The 20,417-nt window shown below is 65.7% G+C and carries 20 protein-coding genes; 9 read left to right on the forward strand and 11 right to left on the reverse strand.

What is annotated here, in order from left to right:
• Positions 1-8 precede the first annotated feature (8 nt).
• The 4 genes from QME71_04715 to mraZ form a co-directional block, all read right to left on the reverse strand.
• The gene (locus QME71_04715; protein MDI6857602.1) at positions 9-1,742 is read right to left on the reverse strand and encodes a penicillin-binding protein 2; all 1,734 of its coding nucleotides are present in this window, start codon (positions 1,740-1,742) and stop codon (positions 9-11) included.
• A gap of 71 nt (positions 1,743-1,813) precedes the next feature.
• Entirely contained in the window at positions 1,814-2,242 is a 429-nt protein-coding gene (locus tag QME71_04720; protein MDI6857603.1) for a hypothetical protein, read from the reverse strand.
• Between the two features lie 30 nt (positions 2,243-2,272).
• The gene (rsmH, locus tag QME71_04725) at positions 2,273-3,214 is read right to left on the reverse strand and encodes a 16S rRNA (cytosine(1402)-N(4))-methyltransferase RsmH (GenBank protein ID MDI6857604.1); all 942 of its coding nucleotides are present in this window, start codon (positions 3,212-3,214) and stop codon (positions 2,273-2,275) included.
• The gene (mraZ, locus tag QME71_04730; protein MDI6857605.1) at positions 3,211-3,642 is read right to left on the reverse strand and encodes a division/cell wall cluster transcriptional repressor MraZ; all 432 of its coding nucleotides are present in this window, start codon (positions 3,640-3,642) and stop codon (positions 3,211-3,213) included. Before mraZ ends, rsmH begins: the two co-directional genes overlap by 4 nt.
• 165 nt (positions 3,643-3,807) lie before the next feature.
• On the opposite strand from mraZ, the gene QME71_04735 reads away from it, so the two are divergent.
• The 7 genes from QME71_04735 to secF all read left to right on the forward strand — a co-directional run bounded on the left by QME71_04735 (position 3,808) and on the right by secF (position 10,330).
• Complete coding sequence (locus tag QME71_04735; protein ID MDI6857606.1) at positions 3,808-4,320, forward strand: MogA/MoaB family molybdenum cofactor biosynthesis protein; 513 nt, start codon at positions 3,808-3,810, stop codon at positions 4,318-4,320.
• Positions 4,321-4,326: 6 nt separating this feature from the next.
• Entirely contained in the window at positions 4,327-5,064 is a 738-nt protein-coding gene (gene trmD / locus QME71_04740) for a tRNA (guanosine(37)-N1)-methyltransferase TrmD (protein ID MDI6857607.1), read from the forward strand.
• A 29-nt stretch (positions 5,065-5,093) separates the two neighbouring features.
• Positions 5,094-5,450 carry a 50S ribosomal protein L19 gene (gene rplS / locus QME71_04745; GenBank protein ID MDI6857608.1) on the forward strand — a complete coding sequence of 119 codons (357 nt, stop codon included), beginning with the start codon at positions 5,094-5,096 and terminating at the stop codon, positions 5,448-5,450.
• 151 nt (positions 5,451-5,601) lie between these two features.
• Complete coding sequence (def, locus tag QME71_04750) at positions 5,602-6,117, forward strand: peptide deformylase (protein MDI6857609.1); 516 nt, start codon at positions 5,602-5,604, stop codon at positions 6,115-6,117.
• Positions 6,118-6,128: 11 nt separating this feature from the next.
• Positions 6,129-7,640: an HD domain-containing protein gene (locus QME71_04755; protein ID MDI6857610.1), complete on the forward strand. Its 1,512-nt coding sequence runs from the start codon at positions 6,129-6,131 to the stop codon at positions 7,638-7,640.
• Positions 7,641-7,763: 123 nt separating this feature from the next.
• The gene (secD, locus tag QME71_04760; protein ID MDI6857611.1) at positions 7,764-9,335 is read left to right on the forward strand and encodes a protein translocase subunit SecD; all 1,572 of its coding nucleotides are present in this window, start codon (positions 7,764-7,766) and stop codon (positions 9,333-9,335) included.
• A complete protein-coding gene (gene secF / locus QME71_04765; protein MDI6857612.1) occupies positions 9,335-10,330 on the forward strand; it encodes a protein translocase subunit SecF in 996 nt (331 codons plus the stop codon). Before secD ends, secF begins: the two co-directional genes overlap by 1 nt.
• Positions 10,331-10,470: 140 nt before the next feature.
• On the opposite strand, the gene QME71_04770 is transcribed toward secF, so the two are convergent.
• From QME71_04770 to QME71_04795, 6 genes are all read right to left on the reverse strand, one after another.
• Positions 10,471-10,989 (reverse strand): GtrA family protein, encoded by a 519-nt coding sequence (locus tag QME71_04770; protein MDI6857613.1) that lies wholly within the window; start codon positions 10,987-10,989, stop codon positions 10,471-10,473.
• A 29-nt stretch (positions 10,990-11,018) separates the two neighbouring features.
• Complete coding sequence (gene selB / locus QME71_04775) at positions 11,019-12,893, reverse strand: selenocysteine-specific translation elongation factor (GenBank protein MDI6857614.1); 1,875 nt, start codon at positions 12,891-12,893, stop codon at positions 11,019-11,021.
• A gap of 124 nt (positions 12,894-13,017) precedes the next feature.
• The gene (locus QME71_04780; GenBank protein MDI6857615.1) at positions 13,018-13,218 is read right to left on the reverse strand and encodes a dockerin type I domain-containing protein; all 201 of its coding nucleotides are present in this window, start codon (positions 13,216-13,218) and stop codon (positions 13,018-13,020) included.
• Positions 13,197-14,144 carry a hypothetical protein gene (locus tag QME71_04785; GenBank protein ID MDI6857616.1) on the reverse strand — a complete coding sequence of 316 codons (948 nt, stop codon included), beginning with the start codon at positions 14,142-14,144 and terminating at the stop codon, positions 13,197-13,199. Before QME71_04785 ends, QME71_04780 begins: the two co-directional genes overlap by 22 nt.
• A 302-nt stretch (positions 14,145-14,446) precedes the next feature.
• On the reverse strand, positions 14,447-15,283 hold the full coding sequence (locus QME71_04790; GenBank protein ID MDI6857617.1) for a hypothetical protein: 837 nt from the start codon (positions 15,281-15,283) through the stop codon (positions 14,447-14,449).
• A 176-nt stretch (positions 15,284-15,459) separates the two neighbouring features.
• Positions 15,460-15,903: a gamma-glutamylcyclotransferase gene (locus QME71_04795; protein MDI6857618.1), complete on the reverse strand. Its 444-nt coding sequence runs from the start codon at positions 15,901-15,903 to the stop codon at positions 15,460-15,462.
• A gap of 115 nt (positions 15,904-16,018) precedes the next feature.
• Between QME71_04795 and QME71_04800 the strand changes: the two genes are divergently transcribed.
• Positions 16,019-17,071 (forward strand): histone deacetylase, encoded by a 1,053-nt coding sequence (locus QME71_04800; protein ID MDI6857619.1) that lies wholly within the window; start codon positions 16,019-16,021, stop codon positions 17,069-17,071.
• On the opposite strand, the gene hemW is transcribed toward QME71_04800, so the two are convergent.
• The gene (gene hemW, locus QME71_04805; GenBank protein ID MDI6857620.1) at positions 17,068-18,240 is read right to left on the reverse strand and encodes a radical SAM family heme chaperone HemW; all 1,173 of its coding nucleotides are present in this window, start codon (positions 18,238-18,240) and stop codon (positions 17,068-17,070) included. The two genes, QME71_04800 and hemW, sit on opposite strands and share 4 nt — an antisense overlap.
• Before the next feature lie 350 nt (positions 18,241-18,590).
• On the opposite strand from hemW, the gene aspS reads away from it, so the two are divergent.
• Positions 18,591-20,405, forward strand: a complete 1,815-nt coding sequence (aspS, locus tag QME71_04810) for an aspartate--tRNA ligase (GenBank protein ID MDI6857621.1) — start codon at positions 18,591-18,593, stop codon at positions 20,403-20,405.
• Positions 20,406-20,417: the final 12 nt, after the last annotated feature.

Raw genomic sequence — 20,417 nt, forward strand, 5'->3', positions numbered from 1 at the left:
ACTCAAGGTCAGCCGCCCTGCTGTACCAGTTGCGGCGCGTCCGGCCGCACGCCGAGGTATGAGAGGATACGGGGAGCAAGCTCAGCGAAGACCGGCGCCGCCACCATTCCTCCCAGCGTCTCGTTCTGGGGCTCGTCGATCTTGACCAGTACGATGATCCGCGGATCCTCTGCGGGCGCAAAGCCCACGAACGAGGCGATCGTCCGGTCTGGAGCGTAACCTCCCGCCACCGAGATGAAGCTGGTCCCCGTTTTTCCGCCCACATGATAACCCGAAATGCGCGCAAGGTGGGAGGGATTCCCTTCTACGACCTCTCGCAACATCTCGCGCAGCGTCTCCGCCGCTTCCTCGGATATCACCCGCCGCACAACCACCGGCTCGAAAACGCGGTGCTCTCGCGGGCCTTTCACTTCCTGGACTACGTAGGGCCGCATCAGTTCGCCGCCGTTGACGATGGCTGCGATGGCGGTGATCATTTGTAGCGGCGTGACGCTTATCCCCTGGCCGAATGAGTTGGTCGCCAGATCGACGGGGTACCACTCGGGGTCGTCTTGCGTGCGGTACACCCCCGCCGCTTCGCCGCTCAGCCCAACATGCGTCGGCTCCCCGAAACCGAAGCGTTCGATGTACTCGTAGAACCGCTCCGGCCCGATCAACCCCGAGACCCACACGGCGCCTGTGTTGAGGCTCTTCTGCAGGAGCTGCACCATCGTTTGTGTGCCGTTGGCAGAGAAGTCCCAGTTGGCGATCGCCGCGCCACCGACGTAGGCGTGGCCGGTGTCCTCGTACGTCGTCTGCGGCCCGACCAGTCCCAGGTCGACCGCCGCGGCCATCGTCACCACCTTCATCGCCGAGCCCGGCTCGTAGAGGTCGGTCACCGCGCGGTTGCGGTAGAACTCCATCCTCGCCTCGTCGCTCAGGTCGAGTTCCGTGAGCTTGAAGCTGGGGCGGCTCGCCATCGCCAGTATCGCGCCCGTATCCGGTTCCATGACAATGATGGTCCCGCCCTTGGCGCCCCTGGCCTCGATCGTCGCGTCAAGCTGCTCCTCGACACTGCGCTGTATGTACCGGTCGATGGTGAGCCGGACATCGGCGCTGGCCTGCGGCTCGATAAGCCGCTGGTAGCCGAAGGGAATGGGGTTGCCCAGGCTGTCCCGTTCGAAGTATAAGGTTCCCGCTTCTCCGCCCAGTTCAGGGTCGAGGTCGGCCTCCAGGCCTGCCAGCCCCGTCTTGTCGCGGCCGATGAAGCCGAGGAGGCCGGACGCCAGGTCGCCTTCGGGGTAGAAGCGCTTTATCGTTGGGGTGGCGCGCACCCCCGGCAGACCCAGGGCGACAATCTTGGCGCCCTGGGCGTAGTCGAGCCCGCTCGCCAGCAGGTAGTCGCCTTCCTTCTCCGGGCCCATTGCGGCGAGGATGTCATCAGGGGAGCGATTGAGGAACGAAGAGAGCGCCTCCGCACCCTCGCGGGCGAGTTCCGCGTCCTGCCAAACTTCGCGGTCGATTGAGATGTCGTAGGCGTCGAGGGTGAGGGCGAGAGGGAAGCCGTTCCTGTCCAGTATCGCGCCCCGCGGCGGCAGCAGCTTTCGGACGCCGAGGTGCTCGTCCTCTGCTTCCACCGAGTAGCGTCCGTGGCTCACTATCTGGAGGTAAGCCAGGCGCCCAACGAGGACGGCGGCGCCGGCGAAAAGAAGAAACCCCAGCAGGAGAAGCCGCCAGGACACTCGCGCCACTCTTACGGGCATAATTAGCTTCCTTGCCGGATATTGTCGGCGCCCCGCTCACCCGCCGAGCCGAGGGAGGGGACGCGATGGTCCTAGTAGAAAGGCAAGAGCCGCAGCAGACGGCTTTGCCAGGAAGGGCTTTCAGCCGGCGGCTCTTCCATCAGGTAGCGCTGGGGCACGAGCTGCTGCGCCGGCGGCTCCGAGTGCACCTCCAGCGTCAGCACGCGCTCCGGCGGCGCCATGCCCAGCCTGCCGCGCGCTTCCTGCTCAATCCGTTGCATGGAAGTAAGGCCCGCAATCTCCGCCTCGATCTCGTGCACGCGGGCCTGCCAGCCGAGGCGCTGCTGCTCCAACTCACGGAGGTTATAGCCGCTCGTGGTGGCGTCGCTTGTCTGGAGCACCTGGAGCAGTCCTATGGCGGCGATCACCAGGAAGGCCCCCAGCAGCAGCGGCCGCAGAGGCACCGGCCGCGAGAGGGGCCTGGAAAGGGGTCTCGGGATCAAACGGTCAAGAGATGCCATGTCTCTCACTCGTTCGCGGACTTGCCCCGTTTAGAGACGTTCCGCTACTCTGAGCCGGGCGCTGCGGGACCGGGGGTTGATCGCCACCTCCAGAGCAGATGGTCTTGCCGGCTTTTTCGTCAGTACTCGCAAAGTAGCGTGATGATTGCAGGTGCAGATGGGGGTGCCGGGAGGACACACACAGTCCTGCGACTCGCGGCGGAAGAAGTCCTTGACCAGGCGGTCCTCAAGGGAGTGGTAAGAGATGACCGCCAGTCGGGCGCCGGAATAGTCGAGCAGGCCGTGGGCCTCGGTGAGCGCGGTAGCTAAGTGGGCTAGCTCTTGGTTTACCGCAATGCGAAGGGCCTGGAACGTCCTGGTGGCGGGGTGGATGACGTTTCGGCCCCTTCTTCCCACGGCCTGCTCGACGACTCCAGCGAGTTGGGTGGTGGTGAGGATCGGTCGCTCCTCAACGATGCAGCGTGCGATCTGCCTGGCCCTGCGCTCTTCACCAAAGCGCCAGATAAGGTCGGCCAGCTCTTCCTCCCGGTACCCATTGACGATATCGTCTGCGGTGAGAGTTTGCCCGGGGCTGAAACGCATATCCAGCGGTCCTTCGCGACTGAAGCTGAACCCGCGTCTCGCCGTTTCAAGCTGAAACGAAGAGATGCCCAGGTCCAGCAGAATCCCATCTACAGGGCCGAAGCCGCGGCTCCGGCATATTCGGCGGACGTCGGCGAAGTTGCCTTCGACGAGCGTCACTCTGTCGCCGTAGGGCGAGAGGCGCTCTTCGGCCACCGCCAGCGCCTGCGAATCGAGATCGATCCCGAGCAGCCGGCCGTCCGGCGAAGCGGCCTCGATGATGGCTTCGGCGTGACCGCCTTCGCCTACCGTGCAGTCGACGTAGCGGCCTCCTGCCCTCACCGCCAGGCCATCTATGACCTCGCGCACCATCACCGGAATGTGTATTGCCGTCATCATCACCACTGTCATGGCCGCTCTTCCATGGACTCGCGGGTGACCTCGTACTCTGCGTCTACGGCCTCTTCCTCTTCCGCCCAGCGCTGCCCGTTCCAGATCTCGAGGCACTCGCCGCGTCCCACCATTAGCACGCTGCCCTCGAGGCCGGCGCGTTGTCGCAGTCTGGGCGGCAGGAGAATGCGGCCCTGGGCGTCCAGCTCCACGTCCCACGACCTGCCGAAGAACCCCCGGCGCAGGCGGCGCGCCTTCTTGCGGGTAGGGCGCTGCTTCAGCAGGAACTCCGCTTCTTCCTCATAGGACTCGGCGGTGTACACTTCCACGCAGCCGTCCTGGCTTTCCGCCAGCACAGCGCCTCTGGCAAAGGAGGGTCGGTAACGGGCGGGGATCGGGATCCTTCCCCGGTCGTCCAATGTGTACTCAAATGTGCCTCGAAAGACCATGCGACATCCCCGCCCGTTGACCAGCGCTCTTCCCCACAGACCACCACAACGCTCCACATACTACCACATCGTCCCCAACTGTCAAGCCTTTTCCCCTGCTTCCTCCAATCTTTTTTCGCCCTTCTGCGCTGTGCTATCATGAACTGTTGACAGGAGGAATTTTACATGCCCATACGCGCCGGCATTCTAACGGTCAGCGATAAAGCGTCGCGGGGCGAGCGCGAGGACACGAGCGGCCCCGCGATGCGCGAGCTACTGTCCGCGATAGACTCGATTGTCGAGAAGTACGAAGTTGTGCCGGACGAGGCGGACGAGATAAGCGATCGTCTTCGTCGCTGGTGTGATGAGGACGGGCTCGACCTCATACTCACCACCGGCGGCAGCGGCCTCGGGCCGCGCGACGTCACGCCGGAAGCGACCGCCGCTGTGGTGGACCGCCTGGCGCCCGGCATCCCGGAGGCGTTGCGTCAGGACGGACTACGCCACACGCCGATGGCGATGTTGAGCCGAAACGTTGCCGGAGTGCGGGGCAAAACGCTCATCGTAAACTTCCCCGGCAGCGAACCGGCGGTCCGCGAGGGGCTCTCGTTCCTTATGCCGGTGCTCGTCCACGCGATCGAGATCATCCGGGGCGTCCCCTCCGACCATCTGCCGCCGGCGCCGCCTGTTTGGGAGTAGGCGCCGATGCGTTTCGATGTCCTCACCCTCTTCCCCGAGATGTTCCGCGGGCCGCTCGAGAGCAGCATCATGAAGCGCGCCGTCGAGGCGGGACTTATCGAGGTGGCGCTGCACAACATACGTGACTACACTGAAGACCGGCACCGCGTAGTAGACGACTACCCCTACGGCGGCGGGCCGGGCATGGTCATGAAGCCGGAGCCGATATTCCGCGCCGTCGAGGAGGTGAACGCGATGGCGTCGCCGGCGGCGCACGTCGTGCTGATGACTCCGCAGGGCCGCCTCCTCAGCCAGCAGGTGGCGGTCGAGCTATCGCAGCGGCCGCGGCTCATGCTGGTCTGTGGTCACTACGAGGGCGTCGACGAGCGGGTGCGAGAGCACCTTGTAGACGATGAGGTAAGCATCGGCGACTACGTCCTCTCAGGCGGCGAGCTGCCGGCGATGGTGCTCATCGAGGCGGTGGCGCGGCGGGTGCCCGGCGTCCTCGGCTCGGGGGAATCGCTCTCGGAGGAGTCGCACGCCCAGGGGCTGTTGGAGTATCCTCAGTACACGAGGCCTCCCGAGTTCCGCGGTTGGGCCGTCCCCGAGGTGCTGCTATCGGGCCATCATGGCGAGATTGCCAAATGGCGCCGCCGGCAGAGTATAATTCATACGGCCAAACGACGCCCTGACCTGCTCGAGCGCGCCGCGCTGTCTCCGGAGGAGCGGCGGCTTGCGGCGGCGGCGATGGCGGGCGAGGTCTGAGCGGCGACAATACGCATTGGAGAACGATTGTGGTAGACGTTAATTCCATCATCGATCTGAAGCCGAACCCAAATATCGAAGAGTTCAACATCGGCGACACTGTCCGCGTCACCTCAAAAGTGGTCGAGGGCGACAGGGAGCGGAGCCAGGCCTTTCAGGGCGTCATCATCCGTGCGCGGCGCGGCGCCGGCCCGAGCGCCAACGTGACCGTGCGGCGCGTCACTCACGGTGTGGGCGTTGAACGGACGTTTCTGCTCAACTCGCCGCGCTTTGAAAAGCTGGAAGTGGTGCGTCGCGGCAAGGTGCGGCGGGCGAAGCTGTACTATCTGCGGGGCCGCACGGGCAAGGCGGCGCGCATCAAAGAGAAGACGCGCGCCCGCGAGTAGCGTCACATCGCTCCCGCCGGATTCTTGCCGAAGCAGCTTAGGGCGCCGCGTTCCGAAGCTTTCCGTTCTCGTGGGTTCGTTGGTTAGCCCTCCTTCCCGCTCCGTCGGCTCCCTATTACAATAGGGTCAGAGAGCTTCGCTGGAGATACCTGTGGCTGTTCTCCCCATCCGTGTTGCCGGCGACCCCGTCCTCCGTCAGAAGACGCGGCGCGTGCGCGCCATCGATGCCTCCGTCCAGAAGCTGATCGACGACATGATCGAGACGATGAGGGCGGCGCCCGGCGTCGGGCTTGCCGGCCCCCAGGTCGGGTCGCCTCTCCGCATCGCCGTCATCGAGATCCCCGGGCAGGAAGTCATCGTTCTCATCAACCCGGAGATCGTGCGCCGTTCGGGCCAGCGACGGGTCGAGGAAGGCTGCCTCTCCGTCCCCGGCTACTACGGCGAGATCACGCGCTCCCAATCGGTGACGGTCAAGGCGCTCGACCGTCAGGGGAAGCCGTTCCGCATAAAGGCGAAAGACGATCTCCTGGCGCAGGCGCTGGAGCACGAGACCGACCACCTCGACGGCTTTCTTTACATCGACCGCCTGGAAAGCCTCGACCAGCTCGTGAAGGTCGAGCCGCAGGAGGCCGCCGCGGAGCCGGGAAAAGAGAAGCCCGGCCTGTAGCCGCGCCCAGCATGACCCTACCGAGGCGTTCCCCTTTCATCCCTCGCCCTATCAGACGCCTCCTCGCAAAGCTGCGGGACATCTGGCAGGAGAGAGGCGCCGAAGCCTACCTCGTCGGCGGCTTCCTCCGCGATCTCATCCTCGGGCGTCCCACGGGCGACATCGACATCGCGCTCACCGGCGATGCTCTCAAGCTTTCGCGCCTCGCCGCCGATGCCTTGCACGGCCACTGGGTCCCCCTGCACGAGGAGCACGCCGTCGCCCGCACTGTGCTCCCCCAGCGGGCAGCCGTGCGCTACGTCGACGTCGCCGCTCTGCGAGGCGGTAGCATCGAGACCGACCTGGCGAGCCGCGACTTCACCATCGACGCCATGGCCCTGCCGCTCGACGCCACCGGCAAAGGCTCCCGGGACGCGCTGATCGACCCTTTCGGCGGGCGCGACGATCTGGATTCGGGGACGATACGGGCGGTGGGCAGCACAGTGTTCCGCGACGATGGGCTGCGTCTCCTTCGCGCCGTGCGCCTGGCCGCCGAGCTCGATTTCTCGATCGAGCCTCTCACCGCCGCCCTCATCGAGCGCGACGCGTCGCATCTGACGGACGCCGCCCGCGAGCGCCAGCGCGACGAGCTGGTACGGACTCTCCTCACGCCGCGCTCCGCTGCGGCCCTGCGCCTCGCCGACAGGCTTGGCTTGCTCGACCGGCTGCTGCCGGAGCTGGGTCCGGCGCGCGGCGTCGTCCAACCGAAGGGGCACTTCTGGGACGTCTTCAATCATCTGCTGGAGACGCTGGCCGCCCTCGACTTCATGCTTTCGGAGGAGGAGCCGTCGCAGCCGGCGCAAGCGGCCTTCTGGCGCGAGCTCTGGGGTCAGCTCTCATGGCTGCCCGGGCTGCGCGAGCACTTTCGTCGCGAAGCCGTGCAGGGGAGGCCGCGGACCGCGCTGCTCAAGCTCGCCGGCCTCTTGCACGACATCGACAAGCCGGAGGCGAAGTTCATCGATGCCGGCGGGCGGATACGTTTCTTCGGCCACCCGCAGAAGGGGGCGGAGAAGGCGGAGCGCCTGATGTCGAGGCTGCGCTTCGGGGCTGCGGAGCGAAAGCTCGTCGGGCTCATGGTGCGGCACCACATGCGGCCGGGCCAGCTCAGCGCGGGGAAGCCGCCGAGCCGCCGCGCTCTCTACCGCTTCTTTCGCGACGCCGGCGACGCGGCGATCGACGTGCTCTTCCTCTTCCTGGCCGATCACATGGCGGCGCGCGGCCCTCGTCTCCAGCTATCGACGTGGCGCAGGCAGGTCGCCTACGTCAGTTACGTCCTCCGGCAGCACTACTTTGAGACGGCGCTCACCGCCCCGCCCCGGCTCGTCACCGGCGACGACCTGATGGAGGCGCTGAGGATAGGCCCCGGCCCGCTGGTAGGGCGTCTGTTGTCGCAAATCGAGGAGGCGCAGGCCGCGGGAGAGGTCGGTTCGCGGGAAGAGGCCCTGGACCTGGCGAAAAGGCTGCTGGCAGGAGAAAAGGGGTAGCCCCAGAGCTTCGAACGTCCTAGCATGTAATAGACAGTGTGTTATAGTTGTTATCGCTTGCGTGAGGATGCGTGGGCGCAGAGATCGCCGGGAAGGCGAGGAACAGGAGTCGCCTAGGCCAGCGTGCGCAGAAGCAACTGGATTCTTCTCGGGTTCATAGGGGTCCTTACGGCCTTTTCTCTGGTGGTTATGTGGCCGTCGGAGCCCTGGCGTTACCTCCCCGACGCGATTCCCTGGCCTGAGGGTCAGGGGATCAAGTTTCCCTTCATCAAGCTGGACGGCGCGAACATCGAGGGGACGACCGTCGAGCGGCGGGCGATGCGCCTCGGCCTCGACCTGCGCGGCGGCACCCGCCTCGTGCTCGAAGCCGACACCAGCGAGCTCTCGGACGACGAGCTCGACCGCGCTCTCGAAGGGGCGTCGGACATAATCGAGCGGCGCGTGAACGCCTTCGGTGTCGCCGAGTCGGAGATACAACGGCAGGGCGATAACCGTATCGCCGTGCAGCTCCCCGGCATCGAGGCGGACGAAGCGATAAGGAAGATCGGCAAGACGGCGCTGCTTGAGTTCCGCGAGCTCCAACGCGACGACCAGGGGAACGTCGCCGTCAACCAGAACGGCGAAGTCACCTACGTGCCTATGCCTGTCCCCACCGGCGAGAACGACATTACTTTCGCTGCCCGCTACAACCAGCTCCTCGAAAGCGCCGTCTGGGTCCCTGCCAAGGCGACCGGAAGGGACGGGGTCGAGAAAGAGCTTACGGGCAGGTACCTTTCCGGCGCTTACTTCGGCACCGACAACCTCGGCAGGGCAGTCGTGAACTTCGAAATGAATGACGAGGGCGCCCACCTCTTCAAGCAAATCACGACCCGGCTCATCGATCAGCCGCTTGCCTTCTTCCTCGATGGAGAGCCGATCCGGGGCGCCGACGGCAGCATTCAGGCGCCGAGGGTGAACAGCGTAATATCGGACCAGGGCCAGATCACGGGCCTGTCCTTCGATGACGCCGATTACCTCGCCAAACTGCTGCGCGCAGGGGCGTTCCCCGTCCCTCTGACCGTCGTGCAGCAGGAGGACGTCGACGCCACGCTCGGCGAGGACTCCGTCCGTCAGAGCGTCATCGCCGGCGAGGTGGCGATGCTCGTCATCATCCTCTTCATGGTGCTGCACTATCGCCTGCCCGGGCTACTCGCGGGCGCTGCGCTCTTTGTGTACACGACGGTTGTGCTCGCCGTGTTCAAGCTGTGGCCGGTCACCCTTACGCTCGCCGGCATCGCAGCCTTCGTGCTGTCGGTGGGCATGGCGGTCGACGCGAACATACTCATATTCGAGCGCATGAAGGAGGAGTTACGCATTGGTCGCAGCCTCGTGATTGCGCTTGATGAGGGTTTCAACCGCGCCTGGTCGTCCATCCGCGACAGCAACGTGTCGACGCTCATTACCTGCGCCATCCTATTCTGGTTCGGCGACCAGTTCGGCGCCAGTCTGGTGAAGGGCTTTGCCCTCACGCTGGCGATCGGCGTCATCATAAGCATGTTTTCGGCGATCCTTGTGACGCGCACCTTCCTGCGTCTCGTCATCGGCGCAAGGTGGCTGAGGAACCCCGCGTTCTGGGCGCCCGACCTGCGTCAGCGGGGCGCGCTAATAGAGCAGGAAGCGGGCGCCACACCCGGCGGAGGAGGTGGCGGAAGCTGATGTTCGATTTCGTACGCAGGCGCAACTTCTACTATCTGCTGTCGCTGCTCGTGTTGCTGCCGGGCGTCATCTCTCTGATCATTCCGCCCGCCCTGAAGGCCGGCATCGAGTTCACGAGCGGCACAACTTTCACCGCCCGTTTTCAGAACGAGGTGGAAGAGGACGAACTGCGCTCTGCTCTTGGCGACCTCGGCCACCCCGAGGCGAGGGTGCAGCGGACGGGCGAAAACAAGTTTCTGGTGCGGACATCGGAGCTGAAGGGGACGACGGAGGCCCCGCCGCTTGGCCCCGCTCCCGAGGGAGAGCGCGACATCCTGGAAGCGGCGCTGGTGGAGCGCTTCGGTAGCATGGTCGACGCCGACGGCGAAGTGGTCGACCGCTTCATCGAGTACGCTTCGGTGTCTGCTACCGTTTCCCGCGAAATCGGGCGGAACGCGGCGATTGCGGTGGGCGCGGCCTCCGTCGCTATTCTTCTCTACATAAGCTGGGCCTTCCGCTCCATCCCCAACCCGTTCCGCTGCGGTATTGCGGCTACGATCGCCACTCTGCACGACGTGGTGCTCGTCGTTGGGGCTTACTCGCTGCTGGGCAAGCTGTTCGACATGGAAGTCAACACAATGTTCATAACGGGACTGCTTACCGTCATCGGCTTCAGCGTCCACGACACCATCGTCGTCTTCGACCGCATCCGCGAAAACAACGCCCGCTACCCCGACCTCGACCTGCCGACTTCAGTCAACAACAGCATCCTGCAGACACTCGGCCGCTCCATCAACACGTCGTTTACGGTTGTGCTGGCGGTAGTTGCGCTGCTGCTGATAGGCGGCGTGACAATCCGGCCGTTCCTCGTCGTGATGCTAATCGGCGTGATTACGGGGACGTACAGCTCGATATTCGTCGCCAGCCAGATACTGGTGACGTGGGAGGAGCGCGATATCCCGCGCCTCTTCCGGCGCATCGCGTTCCGGCGCGCCCCCGCTCCCAGCGAAGGATAGCCCGGCACCCGCCGCCGTCGCCTCCGTGCGGCCATCCTTGCCCTGCGCTTGTTGCCTATCCCGCCCCTCTGCCCTCCGAGTCGAGGCTCCGCACCCGACCCGACCCGCTTTCTTTTCGACGCCAGATGCAAGACGCTCGCTCAGGCGGCGCGGTCCAGGGCTGACGCGTCCTCATCGCTTCGCAGTAGCGACGGCCGGGCTTCGATGCGGCGGGTCCTCCGGAAGACGAGACGGTCGTTGAGGGCGAAGTTCGTGACGGCAGCGACGCCGATGCCGGCAGCGGCGGCAGGCAAATAGGAAATGAAGACGTTCAGAACTGCAAACGCGCCCATGTTCAGCAACCCCGTCGAGGTGGCCGAGCCGTTGAACAGCGCCAGGCGGCGAAGCATGGTCGAGCGGCCCAGCGCCGGCGACCAGCGGTCGCGCCAGGTGAAGAACTGACTGAGGAAGAAGTTGAGCTGGACGGACAGGGCGAAGCCGGCGAGATTGGCGAGGTGCTCTTCCGCGCCGAGCGTGACGAACCCGTGGAGCAGGGCGAGCTGCGCCAGTCCGCAGGCGCCTCCCACGAGCGCGAAGCGGCCCGCTCGCGCTGTCAGGCCGCCGCCGGGCAGATGTCGGCGTCGCCGCGCTGCGAGACTATCCCAACCGAGAGCACGCATCCCGCCCCCTCGGCACCGCCCGTCTCGGTCTACTGCCCCTTCGTCCGCCCCTCGCGCAGGACGCGCTCGTCGCCCACGCGCTGCGTTATCCGACGTTCGTCCAGGTGCTCGAGGAGCGCCTGCGCGTACTTGCGGCTGGTGCCAAACATGTCCCGCACCTCCGCCAGCGCGATGCGCCCCTGCTCCGTCAGGCGCCCGACGATGCGCGCGACCATCTCCTCGTATGCTGCGCTGTGGAAAGCGATTCCGTTCACCGTCACGACGAGCCCCTGGTCTTCGAGGTAGGCCAGCAGCTCATCGTCGAGGCGGCTGTCTGTTGGAGGCGCGTAGGGGCTGGCGCTTAGCGCGCGCAGGAAAGCGTCGATTTGCGCCTGTTGCCGCGCCGACGGCTCGACGCGACGTCCGGGAAGCGCAAGGCCGGCGCCCACCTCCTCCAGCAGCCCGGTGTCGAGCCATGCCTTCGCTGCCTGTCCGAACGTTCGCGGATCGAGCTTGAGGCGGCTGCGAAGCTCCTCCTTTGGCATCGCGCGGCGCAGGGGGTGGTCCCTGTAATACGAAGCGACCGCTTGGCGGGCCTTCTCGCCCAGAGCGTCGAACCCCTCGCGGGTGAACAACACGCCGTTCTCGGGGTCGCCGCCGGGCGCCACGACGTCGCCGCTGTCCAGCAGCCCCGCCAGCGCCTGCCGCGACTCGTCCTCTGACCACTCCGACAGCTTCAGTAGCGACTTCACGTCCAGCGGCTGCCGCGACCCGATCAGCGCCAGCAGCGTGTCTTTGGGCGAGCCGCGTTCGAGCGCCGCCAGCGTCCGCAGCGTCGCCGGGTCGTGACGGCGGTGGCGACGCACGTTGATATCGAGCACCGCGCCGCCGCCAAGGGTTTCGTTGGCGTCGCGTATCACGAAGAGATCTCCCTTGAGCAGCGCCGCCGGGGCGTCGAGGCGTATCTGCGCCCACGCCTCGTCGCCGGGGCGCAGCTCGTCGCGGTCGAGCAGGCGCAGCCGTCCCCAGACCTCCGCCGCGCCGGAGTGGAAGGAGACGCGGGCGTTGTGCCGGATGGGCCGCGGCAGCGAGGAGAGCGCGCGCACCCGCGCGTCGACGGCGATGGTGGGCCTGACTGCGCCGGGGAGCGCCACAACCTGCCCGCGCGCAAGCTCGTGCGGCGACACGCCCGACAGGTTCACCGCCGTGCGGCTGCCGGGAAGCGCCGTCTCCACCTTCTGCCCGTGCGTCTGCAACCCGCGGACGCGCGACCGCAGGCCGCCGGGCGTGATCTCGACCTCCTGACCCAGGCGCAGGCTCCCGTCGATGAGCGTGCCCGTGACCACCGTGCCGAACCCGGCGACCGTGAACACGCGGTCGATAGGCAGGCGCGGCCGGCCGATGTCGCGCCGGGGCGGCGTCTGCGCCAGCTCGCGTTCCAGCGTCTGCACGAGCTCGTCGAGCCCCTCGCGGGTGACGCCCGAGCAGGCGACGACGGGCGCGTCCTCAAGCGCGGTGCCCTTGACGACGTCGCTAACGTCGGCCGCGACCATCTCCAGCCAGTCGCTGTCGACGAGGTCTTTCTTGGTGATGGCGATTACGCCGTTCTTCACGTGGAGGAGGTCGAGGATGGCGAGGTGCTCGCGAGTCTGCGGCATGACGCCTTCGTCGGCGGCGATGACGAGCAGGGCGAGGTCGATACCGCCCACGCCGGCGAGCATGTTCTTGATGAAGCGCTCGTGGCCCGGCACGTCGACGATGCTGACCTCGTGGCCGCCGGGCAGCTTGAGCCAGGCGAAGCCGAGGTCGATGGTCATGCCGCGTTCGCGCTCCTCAGGCAGGCGGTCGGGGTCGATGCCGGTGAGGGCGCGGACGAGGACGGACTTTCCGTGGTCGACGTGGCCGGCGGTGCCGATTACGTACATCCTGAATCGAGTATAGCACGGGGCCTCGGGGAAGCGGGAAGCAACGCGCACGCGCCGTTGTCTTCGGTGCAAGAAAAGGGGGTGGCCGTGACAAGGACACCCCCCGGCCAGTTAGCGGGGCTGATCACTTGCAAACACGATGAGGGTTCTCGATCGACTGCAGGCCGACGGCCATGTAGTCCAGACTGTTGACCCTGCCGTCTCTGTTTACATCATAGCGGTCATCGTAGTCCCGCCCAGGATACATGTCGTTGATGGGGTCGGTTTCGGAAACGGCGTCTGCGAGGCGATAGGCCACCTCGATCAGATCGAAGTCAGGTTCCACGAGTTATCGTAGACGTAGACAAGGACGTTGTAGATATCGCTCCTGTAGGCGTGCATGTGCCCGAACTCGAAGTCCTGCTGGCCGATGTATGTGCCGACGGCGTACTCCTCACCGATAGGGCGCCCCAGCACTTCGTAAACCCATTTGTACGGGGGATGAGGGGGCGGGCCTATGGGTATTCGCCTGCCGTAGGCCTTCCACATGGTGCCCATGATTCGGTAGGCGGTGCCGCTGGGATACCCTTCCGTGATGCTGAGGGGTATCTGAAGGCCAGCGTAGTCAGTGACGAAGCTCTGGCTGTACGCGTAAACGCCAGAGCCGAAGTAGCAGCCCTTCACCCATCGCCGGTTGGCGCCGCACGGCCCCTGGATGGCCGCGCGGGTAGATCCCGCGTCCTGCGCGAAGGCGGCCATGTCCCTTGCGTACGTTCGGATCGGCCACACGAGGGGACGGTTGTCCGGGCCTCTATCGGCCCAGAGACCTCCGGGGACCCATGGGGGACATGCGCCTGTATATGGTCGGCCGTACCCCGGCCCCGTGTTGTTGGAGGCGTGGCCGGTCATGTTGTCGTCGCTCAGATGCTGGAGGTCGTAGCCGGTCCAGGGCCAGACGCCGGACATCCAGAGATTGAGACTGGGGTTCCAGCTGTACGTACCGTCCGTGACGAAGAAGTGTAGATGGCAGTCCATGGGCGACGGTGTTTCGATCGGCCTATCCACGTTGCTCATGCGTGCCACGAAATCGCCCTGCGCGTAGACACTGTCCCATGGGTAACACGTCTGCCCCTCACAGGAGACGGCGTCATCATTGTATGATACGTGGACATACCAGGTCTCGTCCAGATCTCCGGGGGCGTTGTAATGCTCGACACCGAGATAGCTGCTACCACCCACCTGTCCCGGCTTGTAGAACTCTGATCCTCCCAAACGCGTCGCTTTGAGAGGATCCCCGCAATCAGAGTTTGGCCCTTCTGTTTCGTCGCTCTCGTCGTTTAGGTCAATGGCCCACCGATAGGCAGGGACGGCCGTGGCGTGATATTGGCAGGGAGGTGAACCATCGCTCCCGACGGGGCATCCGCCGTCCCTCTCGTACTTCACACGCTCTGGCCAGGGAGCTCGATATCTTTCCCAACTGTCGTTGCCCGGTGTGCCGCTAGCGCCGACAAGGCTCAGCCATGCAAGTGATCCGCCGAAAGCTGCCGCTATGAGGGTCAGCCAGAGCGCCTTCTTCATGGCAGTTCCTCCGCTGCAAGCGCAATCCGAAGAGCAAGCCACTTGTTTTCCAGCGTCGGCTCGCTGATGAAGTACGACACGGTATGCCTACCGGGTAGAGCCACCTCGTGGCCCTGCCCCTTTTCTGCCGCGTTTGGGCGGTATTCGCAAAGGCTGGCCTGCCCCTTAGGTGTGCCGATAGCAACGGGGACGGGACAATTGAGCTTCGGCTCTGCCGTAGTCGTGCGAGTGAAGTACATAACGATGGTATCGTTGCCGATGCTCACCTCTGGCTCTTCTGCGAAGACGCTCCAGTCCGGGGGATAGCACAGCTGAATTCCCACGCCTGTAAAGTCCTTCGCTGTCCAGGATGGGTCACAGCCGGCCAAGACGGTGGCCTGCATTGTTTCAGGGGCGGGCAAGGCGGGCGTGACAAACATCTCCTCCTTCGCCTTCGCATCGGCCGTTGCCATCTGGTTCCGGGGGTTCTCTTCCGGATGCTCCTTGTAGTAGGCTTCCAGCTCCGCCAGCGTCGGCGGACTGACGCTGAAGACGTGGCCCTGCTCGTCGATGATGACCTCGTAGCCGATTTCGGAGCGGCAGCGGCGGTACTCGACCATTCCTGGCTCCATCTCCGCCAGCTCCGGGCGCGTCCCCTTCACGCTGTCGATGTCCTCCTGTGTCAGCTCATCCTCCCATGAGCCCACAAGCTCCCCATGGCCGAAGCAGGGGTCTTCTTCGGCCGTGCCGCCGAGCCGTTCGCGCAGCACCACCGCCAGGGTGAACCCGAGCGTGATGCAGGCGAGGAAGGCGGCGAGCAAGAGCAGGCGGTTGGGGGTCCTTGGAGCGTGCATCGTGCATCCCTCGTTCGATATATCGCGCCCGAGAGGCTAATTGAACGCATTGTAAATAGACGCCGCTTTTTGTCAATATCTCCACAACGTGCAACTATATAGTTTTCGGCAGCGCGCTGCTTGACGCTTGTTTTTCGGGTTGCCTACGGGATTCTTATGATGAGATTGGGGGAGGCCTAGACCGTCTTGAGGCGCTCCAGCGTGGCGATGTAGTCGTCGGGGAGGGCGTAGGCGCGCGCGCCGCGCAGGATCACCTCCACGTACGAGCGGCCGGGGTAGAAGTCGCCTGTCTTGTTCGCCACGTAGGTCAGCGCCTCGCGCGCGTCGCCGGCGTCGTCGACCACCGTCACGCGCTCGCGGCGGTACGCGGTCGGCACCCCTTCCACGCGGTCCATCGTCGCGATGCACGTATCGTCCACCTCGTACAGCACGCCCCAGACCTCGCAGGCGGCGTCTTCGACGATGTCCGCGGAACCGCCCTTTCGCTGACGGGAGTAGCGGGTGAAGGCGAGGCGGTATCCGGGCAGGCGCGCGCGGCCGAGTGGAACGGCGCGGGGGCAGCGGCGACGGTAGGTGTGGGGGTCCATGTTGGAGGCGTACGCGAAGTAGAGACCGGCCATGGCTTTCTGGAAGCGGCGCTTTGATTTACAATAACCAGGGACGCCGACCAGTGTAGCGGAATATCGCGCATAGCGGAACGATCCTACCGCCGCGTCCCATGGAGGCCCCGTATTGGTGAAGGTCGGCCTCATCTATGACCCGCTCTACCTGTGGCACGACACCGGCGCCCACCCCGAGAGCGCCCTGCGTCTGACCGCCGTAATGCACACGCTGACGGAAGCGGGGCTCACTTCGCGACTCACGCTGCTGCCCGCCCGCGACGCCACGGAAGAAGAGGTGGCGATGGTGCACGACCTCGATTACATGCAGGGAGTGCACTCGATGGCGCAACGAGGCGGCGCCTGGGCGGACCCCGACACGTACATCTCGCCGCGGTCGTACGACGCCGCGATGCGGGCCGCCGGCGGCTGTCTCGCCGCGACCGACGCTGCCCTCGACGGCGAGATCGACAGCGCGTTCTGCCTCGTGCGGCCGCCGGGGCACCACGCCACCGCCGACCGCGCGATGGGGTTCTGCATCTTCAACAACATCGCTATCGCCGCCCGCCACGCCGTCCGCGCGCGCGGCCTCGAGCGCGTCGCCATCGTCGACTTCGACATCCACCATGGCAACGGCACCCAGGAAGCATTCTACGACGACGGCAACGTCCTCTACTTCTCCACCCATCAGTACCCGTACTATCCCGGCACAGGACGCCTTGAAGAGACCGGCGAGGGCCCGGGGCGCGGGTTGAACGTGAACGTCCCTCTGCCTGCGGGCTGCGGCGACGAGGAGTTCCGGCGGGTCTTCAACGAGGTGCTGGCGCCGCTGCTCGATCGGTTCGCGCCCCAGCTCATCCTCGTTTCCGCCGGCTACGACGGCCACTTCCAGGACCCACTCGCCAGCATGTCGCTGAGCGTGGCAGGCTACGGGGAGATGATGTCCTTCCTGAAGGAGAAGGCGGAGCAGTACTGCGACGGGAAGCTGGTCGCGACCCTCGAGGGCGGCTATCACCTGCTGGCGCAGGCGTGGTCGATACGCGCGTCGCTCGAAGTGCTTATGGGCGATGCGATCACCGCCGATCCCTTCGGCAAGCCGCAGCACGCCGCAACACCGCAGATCGACAAGGTGGTGGCGGCGGCGAAGGCGCTGCACGGGATCAAGGAGCTGGCGCCGAAGGGCGATTAGGGCAGGAAGCGGAGGGCGACCTCGCTGGCCAGGAGCCTGCCGCGGGCTGTGAGCCGCAGCCGGTCGTCGCGCAGCTCGGTCAAGCCCAGGTCTTGCAGCTCGGCGATCTCTTTCGCGTAGCGGTCCGTCAGGTCAAAGCCGAAGCGACGTGAGAATTCGTTGAGGGGGACGCCGTCGATGAGGCGGAGGCCGAGGATGATGGTGTCGGCGATGTCCGTAGCGGGGCCGATTTCTTCGAACGAGGCGATCTGCGGCATTCGATGGGGGGCGGAGGGGCTGGGCGCGGGCGCGCGGTCCGTAAGCGAGCGGACGTATCGCTCGGGCGACCGGCGGTTCGCAAGCCGCAGACCTCCCACACGCGAGTGCGCGCCCGCGCCCAGCCCCACGTACCATCGGTTCCCCCAGTACGTCAGGTTGTGCCGGCAGCGACGCCCCGCCAGCGCCCAGTTCGAGATCTCGTAGTGCTCGTAGCCCGCCCGCGCCATGATCTGCTCGCTCCGGACGTACATCTCCGCCTGCGCGTCGTCGTCCGGCGGCGGGGCTTCTCCCCGTTCGATCATCGCCGCGAGAGGCGTCCCCTCTTCGACCGTCAGCGCGTACAGCGACAGGTGCTCCGGCCGCAGCGCAAGGGCGCGCTCCAGCGTCTGCTGCCAGCCCTCGGGCGACTGCCCGGGCAGCCCGAACACGAGGTCGAGATTCACGTTATCGAAGCCCGCTGCCCTCGCCTCGTGGCAGGCCTCCTCCGCCCTCGCCGCCGTGTGTATGCGGCCGAGGAAGCGGAGCTCGTCGTCGTCGAAGCTCTGAACGCCGAGGCTCAAACGGTTGAATCCGAGGCGTCGCAGCCCTTGCAGGTGGGCGGCGTCCGCGCTCTCGGGGTTCGCCTCAAGCGAGATCTCGGCGTCGGGCGCGATGTCGAAGCCCGAAGAGAGTCCCTCCATCAGCCTCGCCATCTCGTCGAGCGGAAGGAGGCTGGGCGTCCCGCCGCCGAAGAAGACCGTATCGACGCGGCGCTCGCGGCACGCGGTCGACCACGCATTTGCCTCCGTGAGCAGCGCATCGACGTATGAGGGAATGAGCGTCTCTCTGCCGGCGTACGAGTTGAAGTCGCAATAGACGCACTTCGAGCGACAAAACGGGACGTGTACGTAGAGGCTGAGGCTTTCCTGCATGACGCCCTTCAATCGTAGACCGCCGATTTCGTCACCGCAACTCGACGCTGCTTGTGCCGTTTTGCAGGTCCTTCTTTGGGGCGGCACGGTCATCACGGGACGGCCCGCGCGCAGGAAGGGGAGTCCAGAGGGGAATCCCCTCTGGCGGGGGTCTGGGCGTGTCCCCCAGTCCCCAAAACGCGTCGCGGGCGGGTGGGTGGGAAGATCGACGTTCATGTTACGCGAAAGGCGCCGACGCTGCCCTGAGCACGCGGCGGGACGGCCGCGCAAATCACTTCGCATTGACTTGCCGCCCACTGCATGCGACACTCTACAGGCAATACCCAATCCGCCTCAGAGGGAGCTTGAACGTGCGCTACAAGACACATTATTGCGGCGACCTGACCGCCGCCAACGCTGGCGAAGAGGTCCTCCTCGCCGGATGGGTGAACCGACGCCGCGACCACGGTCGCCTCATCTTCATCGACCTGCGCGATAGCCGCGGCCTCGTCCAGGTCGTCTTCAACCCGTCCGTCGCCCCCGAGGCCCACGCCGTCGCGGAGCAGGTGCGGCCGGAGTACGTGCTGCAGGTGAAGGGCGTTGTCGCCGCGCGCCGGCCCGGCACCGAGAACCGCTCCCTCCCCACGGGCGAGATCGAGGTCCAGGCGGGCGAGGCGACAATCCTTAACCCCTCGAAGACGCCGCCCTTCTACATCAGCGAGGACAGCGAGGTCGAAGATGTCCTCCGCCTCCGCTACCGCTACCTCGACCTGCGCCGAGCGAAAATGCAGGAGCGCGTCCAGACGCGGTACCGCGTCATTAAGTACATGCGCGACTTCTTCTTCGCGAAGGGGTTCATCGAGGTCGAGACGCCGATACTCGCCAACCCGACGCCCGAGGGCGCGCGCGATTACCTCGTCCCCAGCCGCGTGAGCAAAGGCTCGTTCTACGCCCTGCCGCAGTCGCCGCAGCAGTTCAAGCAGTTGCTGATGGTCGCGGGCTACGAGCGCTACTTCCAGATCGCCCGCTGCTTCCGCGACGAAGACCTGCGCGCCGACCGCCAGCCCGAGTTCACGCAGCTCGACTTGGAGATGAGTTTCGTCTCAAGCGACGACGTACTCGACATCATGGAAGAGCTGTACATTGGGCTGTCCGAGGCCATCCGGCCCGACATGAAGGTGCGCAAGCCCTTCGCGCGCCTCACCTACGACGAGGCGATGCGCCGCTTCGGCACCGACAAGCCCGACCTGCGCTTCGAGATGGAGCTGGTCGACGTCAGCGACCTCGCGCCAACGTGCGACTTCGCGGTCTTTCGCGACGTGCTTGCGGCCGGCGGCCAGGTGCGCGGCTTCGCCCTTCCCGGGGGCGCCGCGCTCACCCGCCGCGACATAGACAGTCTCACCCGCTTCGTCGAGGAGCAGGGAGGGAAAGGGTTGATATCCGTCGGCCTGCTCGGCGAGGGCGGCATCGACACCCTCGGCGAAGAGGACATCCGCTCGCCCATGCACCGCTACCTGAGCATGGAGCTGATAAAGGGCATGGCGCAGCGCACGGGCGCGAAACGGGGCGACCTGCTCATCATCGTCGCCGACCAGCCGGCGATCGCCAGCGCCGCGCTCGACGCCCTGCGCCGCGAAACGGCCCAGCGGCTCGGCCTCATCGATCCAGGTGTCCTCGCCTGGTGCGCTATTACCGACTTCCCTCTCCTTACCTGGGACGAGGAAGAGAAGCGCTGGTACGCCGTCCATCATCCTTTCACGGCGCCGCACCCCGAGGATATCCCCTTGCTGGAGTCGGATCCGGGGCGGGCGCGCGCCCAGCAGTACGATATCGTCTGCAACGGCTGGGAAATGGCCGGCGGCAGCATCCGTATTCATCAGAGGGACGTGCAGACGCAAATGTTCAAGCTCATGGGCATTGGCGAGGAGGAGGCGAAACGCAAGTTCGGCCACCTGCTGGAGGCGTTCGAGTACGGCGCGCCGCCCCACGGCGGCATCGCTGCCGGCCTCGACCGCAACGTCGCCGTCCTCCTTGGGCTGGATGACATCCGCGAGGTGATCGCCTTCCCCAAGACGAAGACCGCCTCCGACCCGATGACGGGCGCGCCTTCGCCCGTCCCTGAAGAGCAACTGGAAGAGCTGGGCCTCGCTTTGCGAAAGCCCGCTACTGTTGCCGATGAAGGATAGACCGATACTCTT

The sequence above is a fragment of the Dehalococcoidia bacterium genome, from assembly GCA_030018455.1.
Classification (GTDB): Bacteria; Chloroflexota; Dehalococcoidia; order DSTF01; family JALHUB01; genus JASEFU01.

What these genes read in the sequence shown, in the direction of transcription:
- QME71_04795 (MDI6857618.1), bottom strand. Translation starts at nt 15,903, where the DNA reads ATGGCCGGTCTCTACTTCGCGTACGCCTCCAACATGGACCCCCACACC.
- trmD (MDI6857607.1), top strand. Translation starts at nt 4,327, where the DNA reads ATGCGTTTCGATGTCCTCACCCTCTTCCCCGAGATGTTCCGCGGGCCG.
- QME71_04720 (MDI6857603.1), bottom strand. Translation starts at nt 2,242, where the DNA reads ATGGCATCTCTTGACCGTTTGATCCCGAGACCCCTTTCCAGGCCCCTC.
- secF (MDI6857612.1), top strand. Translation starts at nt 9,335, where the DNA reads ATGTTCGATTTCGTACGCAGGCGCAACTTCTACTATCTGCTGTCGCTG.
- QME71_04790 (MDI6857617.1), bottom strand. Translation starts at nt 15,283, where the DNA reads ATGCACGCTCCAAGGACCCCCAACCGCCTGCTCTTGCTCGCCGCCTTC.
- QME71_04735 (MDI6857606.1), top strand. Translation starts at nt 3,808, where the DNA reads ATGCCCATACGCGCCGGCATTCTAACGGTCAGCGATAAAGCGTCGCGG.
- rsmH (MDI6857604.1), bottom strand. Translation starts at nt 3,214, where the DNA reads ATGACAGTGGTGATGATGACGGCAATACACATTCCGGTGATGGTGCGC.
- QME71_04755 (MDI6857610.1), top strand. Translation starts at nt 6,129, where the DNA reads ATGACCCTACCGAGGCGTTCCCCTTTCATCCCTCGCCCTATCAGACGC.
- selB (MDI6857614.1), bottom strand. Translation starts at nt 12,893, where the DNA reads ATGTACGTAATCGGCACCGCCGGCCACGTCGACCACGGAAAGTCCGTC.
- mraZ (MDI6857605.1), bottom strand. Translation starts at nt 3,642, where the DNA reads ATGGTCTTTCGAGGCACATTTGAGTACACATTGGACGACCGGGGAAGG.
- hemW (MDI6857620.1), bottom strand. Translation starts at nt 18,240, where the DNA reads ATGCAGGAAAGCCTCAGCCTCTACGTACACGTCCCGTTTTGTCGCTCG.
- QME71_04770 (MDI6857613.1), bottom strand. Translation starts at nt 10,989, where the DNA reads ATGCGTGCTCTCGGTTGGGATAGTCTCGCAGCGCGGCGACGCCGACAT.
- QME71_04715 (MDI6857602.1), bottom strand. Translation starts at nt 1,742, where the DNA reads ATGCCCGTAAGAGTGGCGCGAGTGTCCTGGCGGCTTCTCCTGCTGGGG.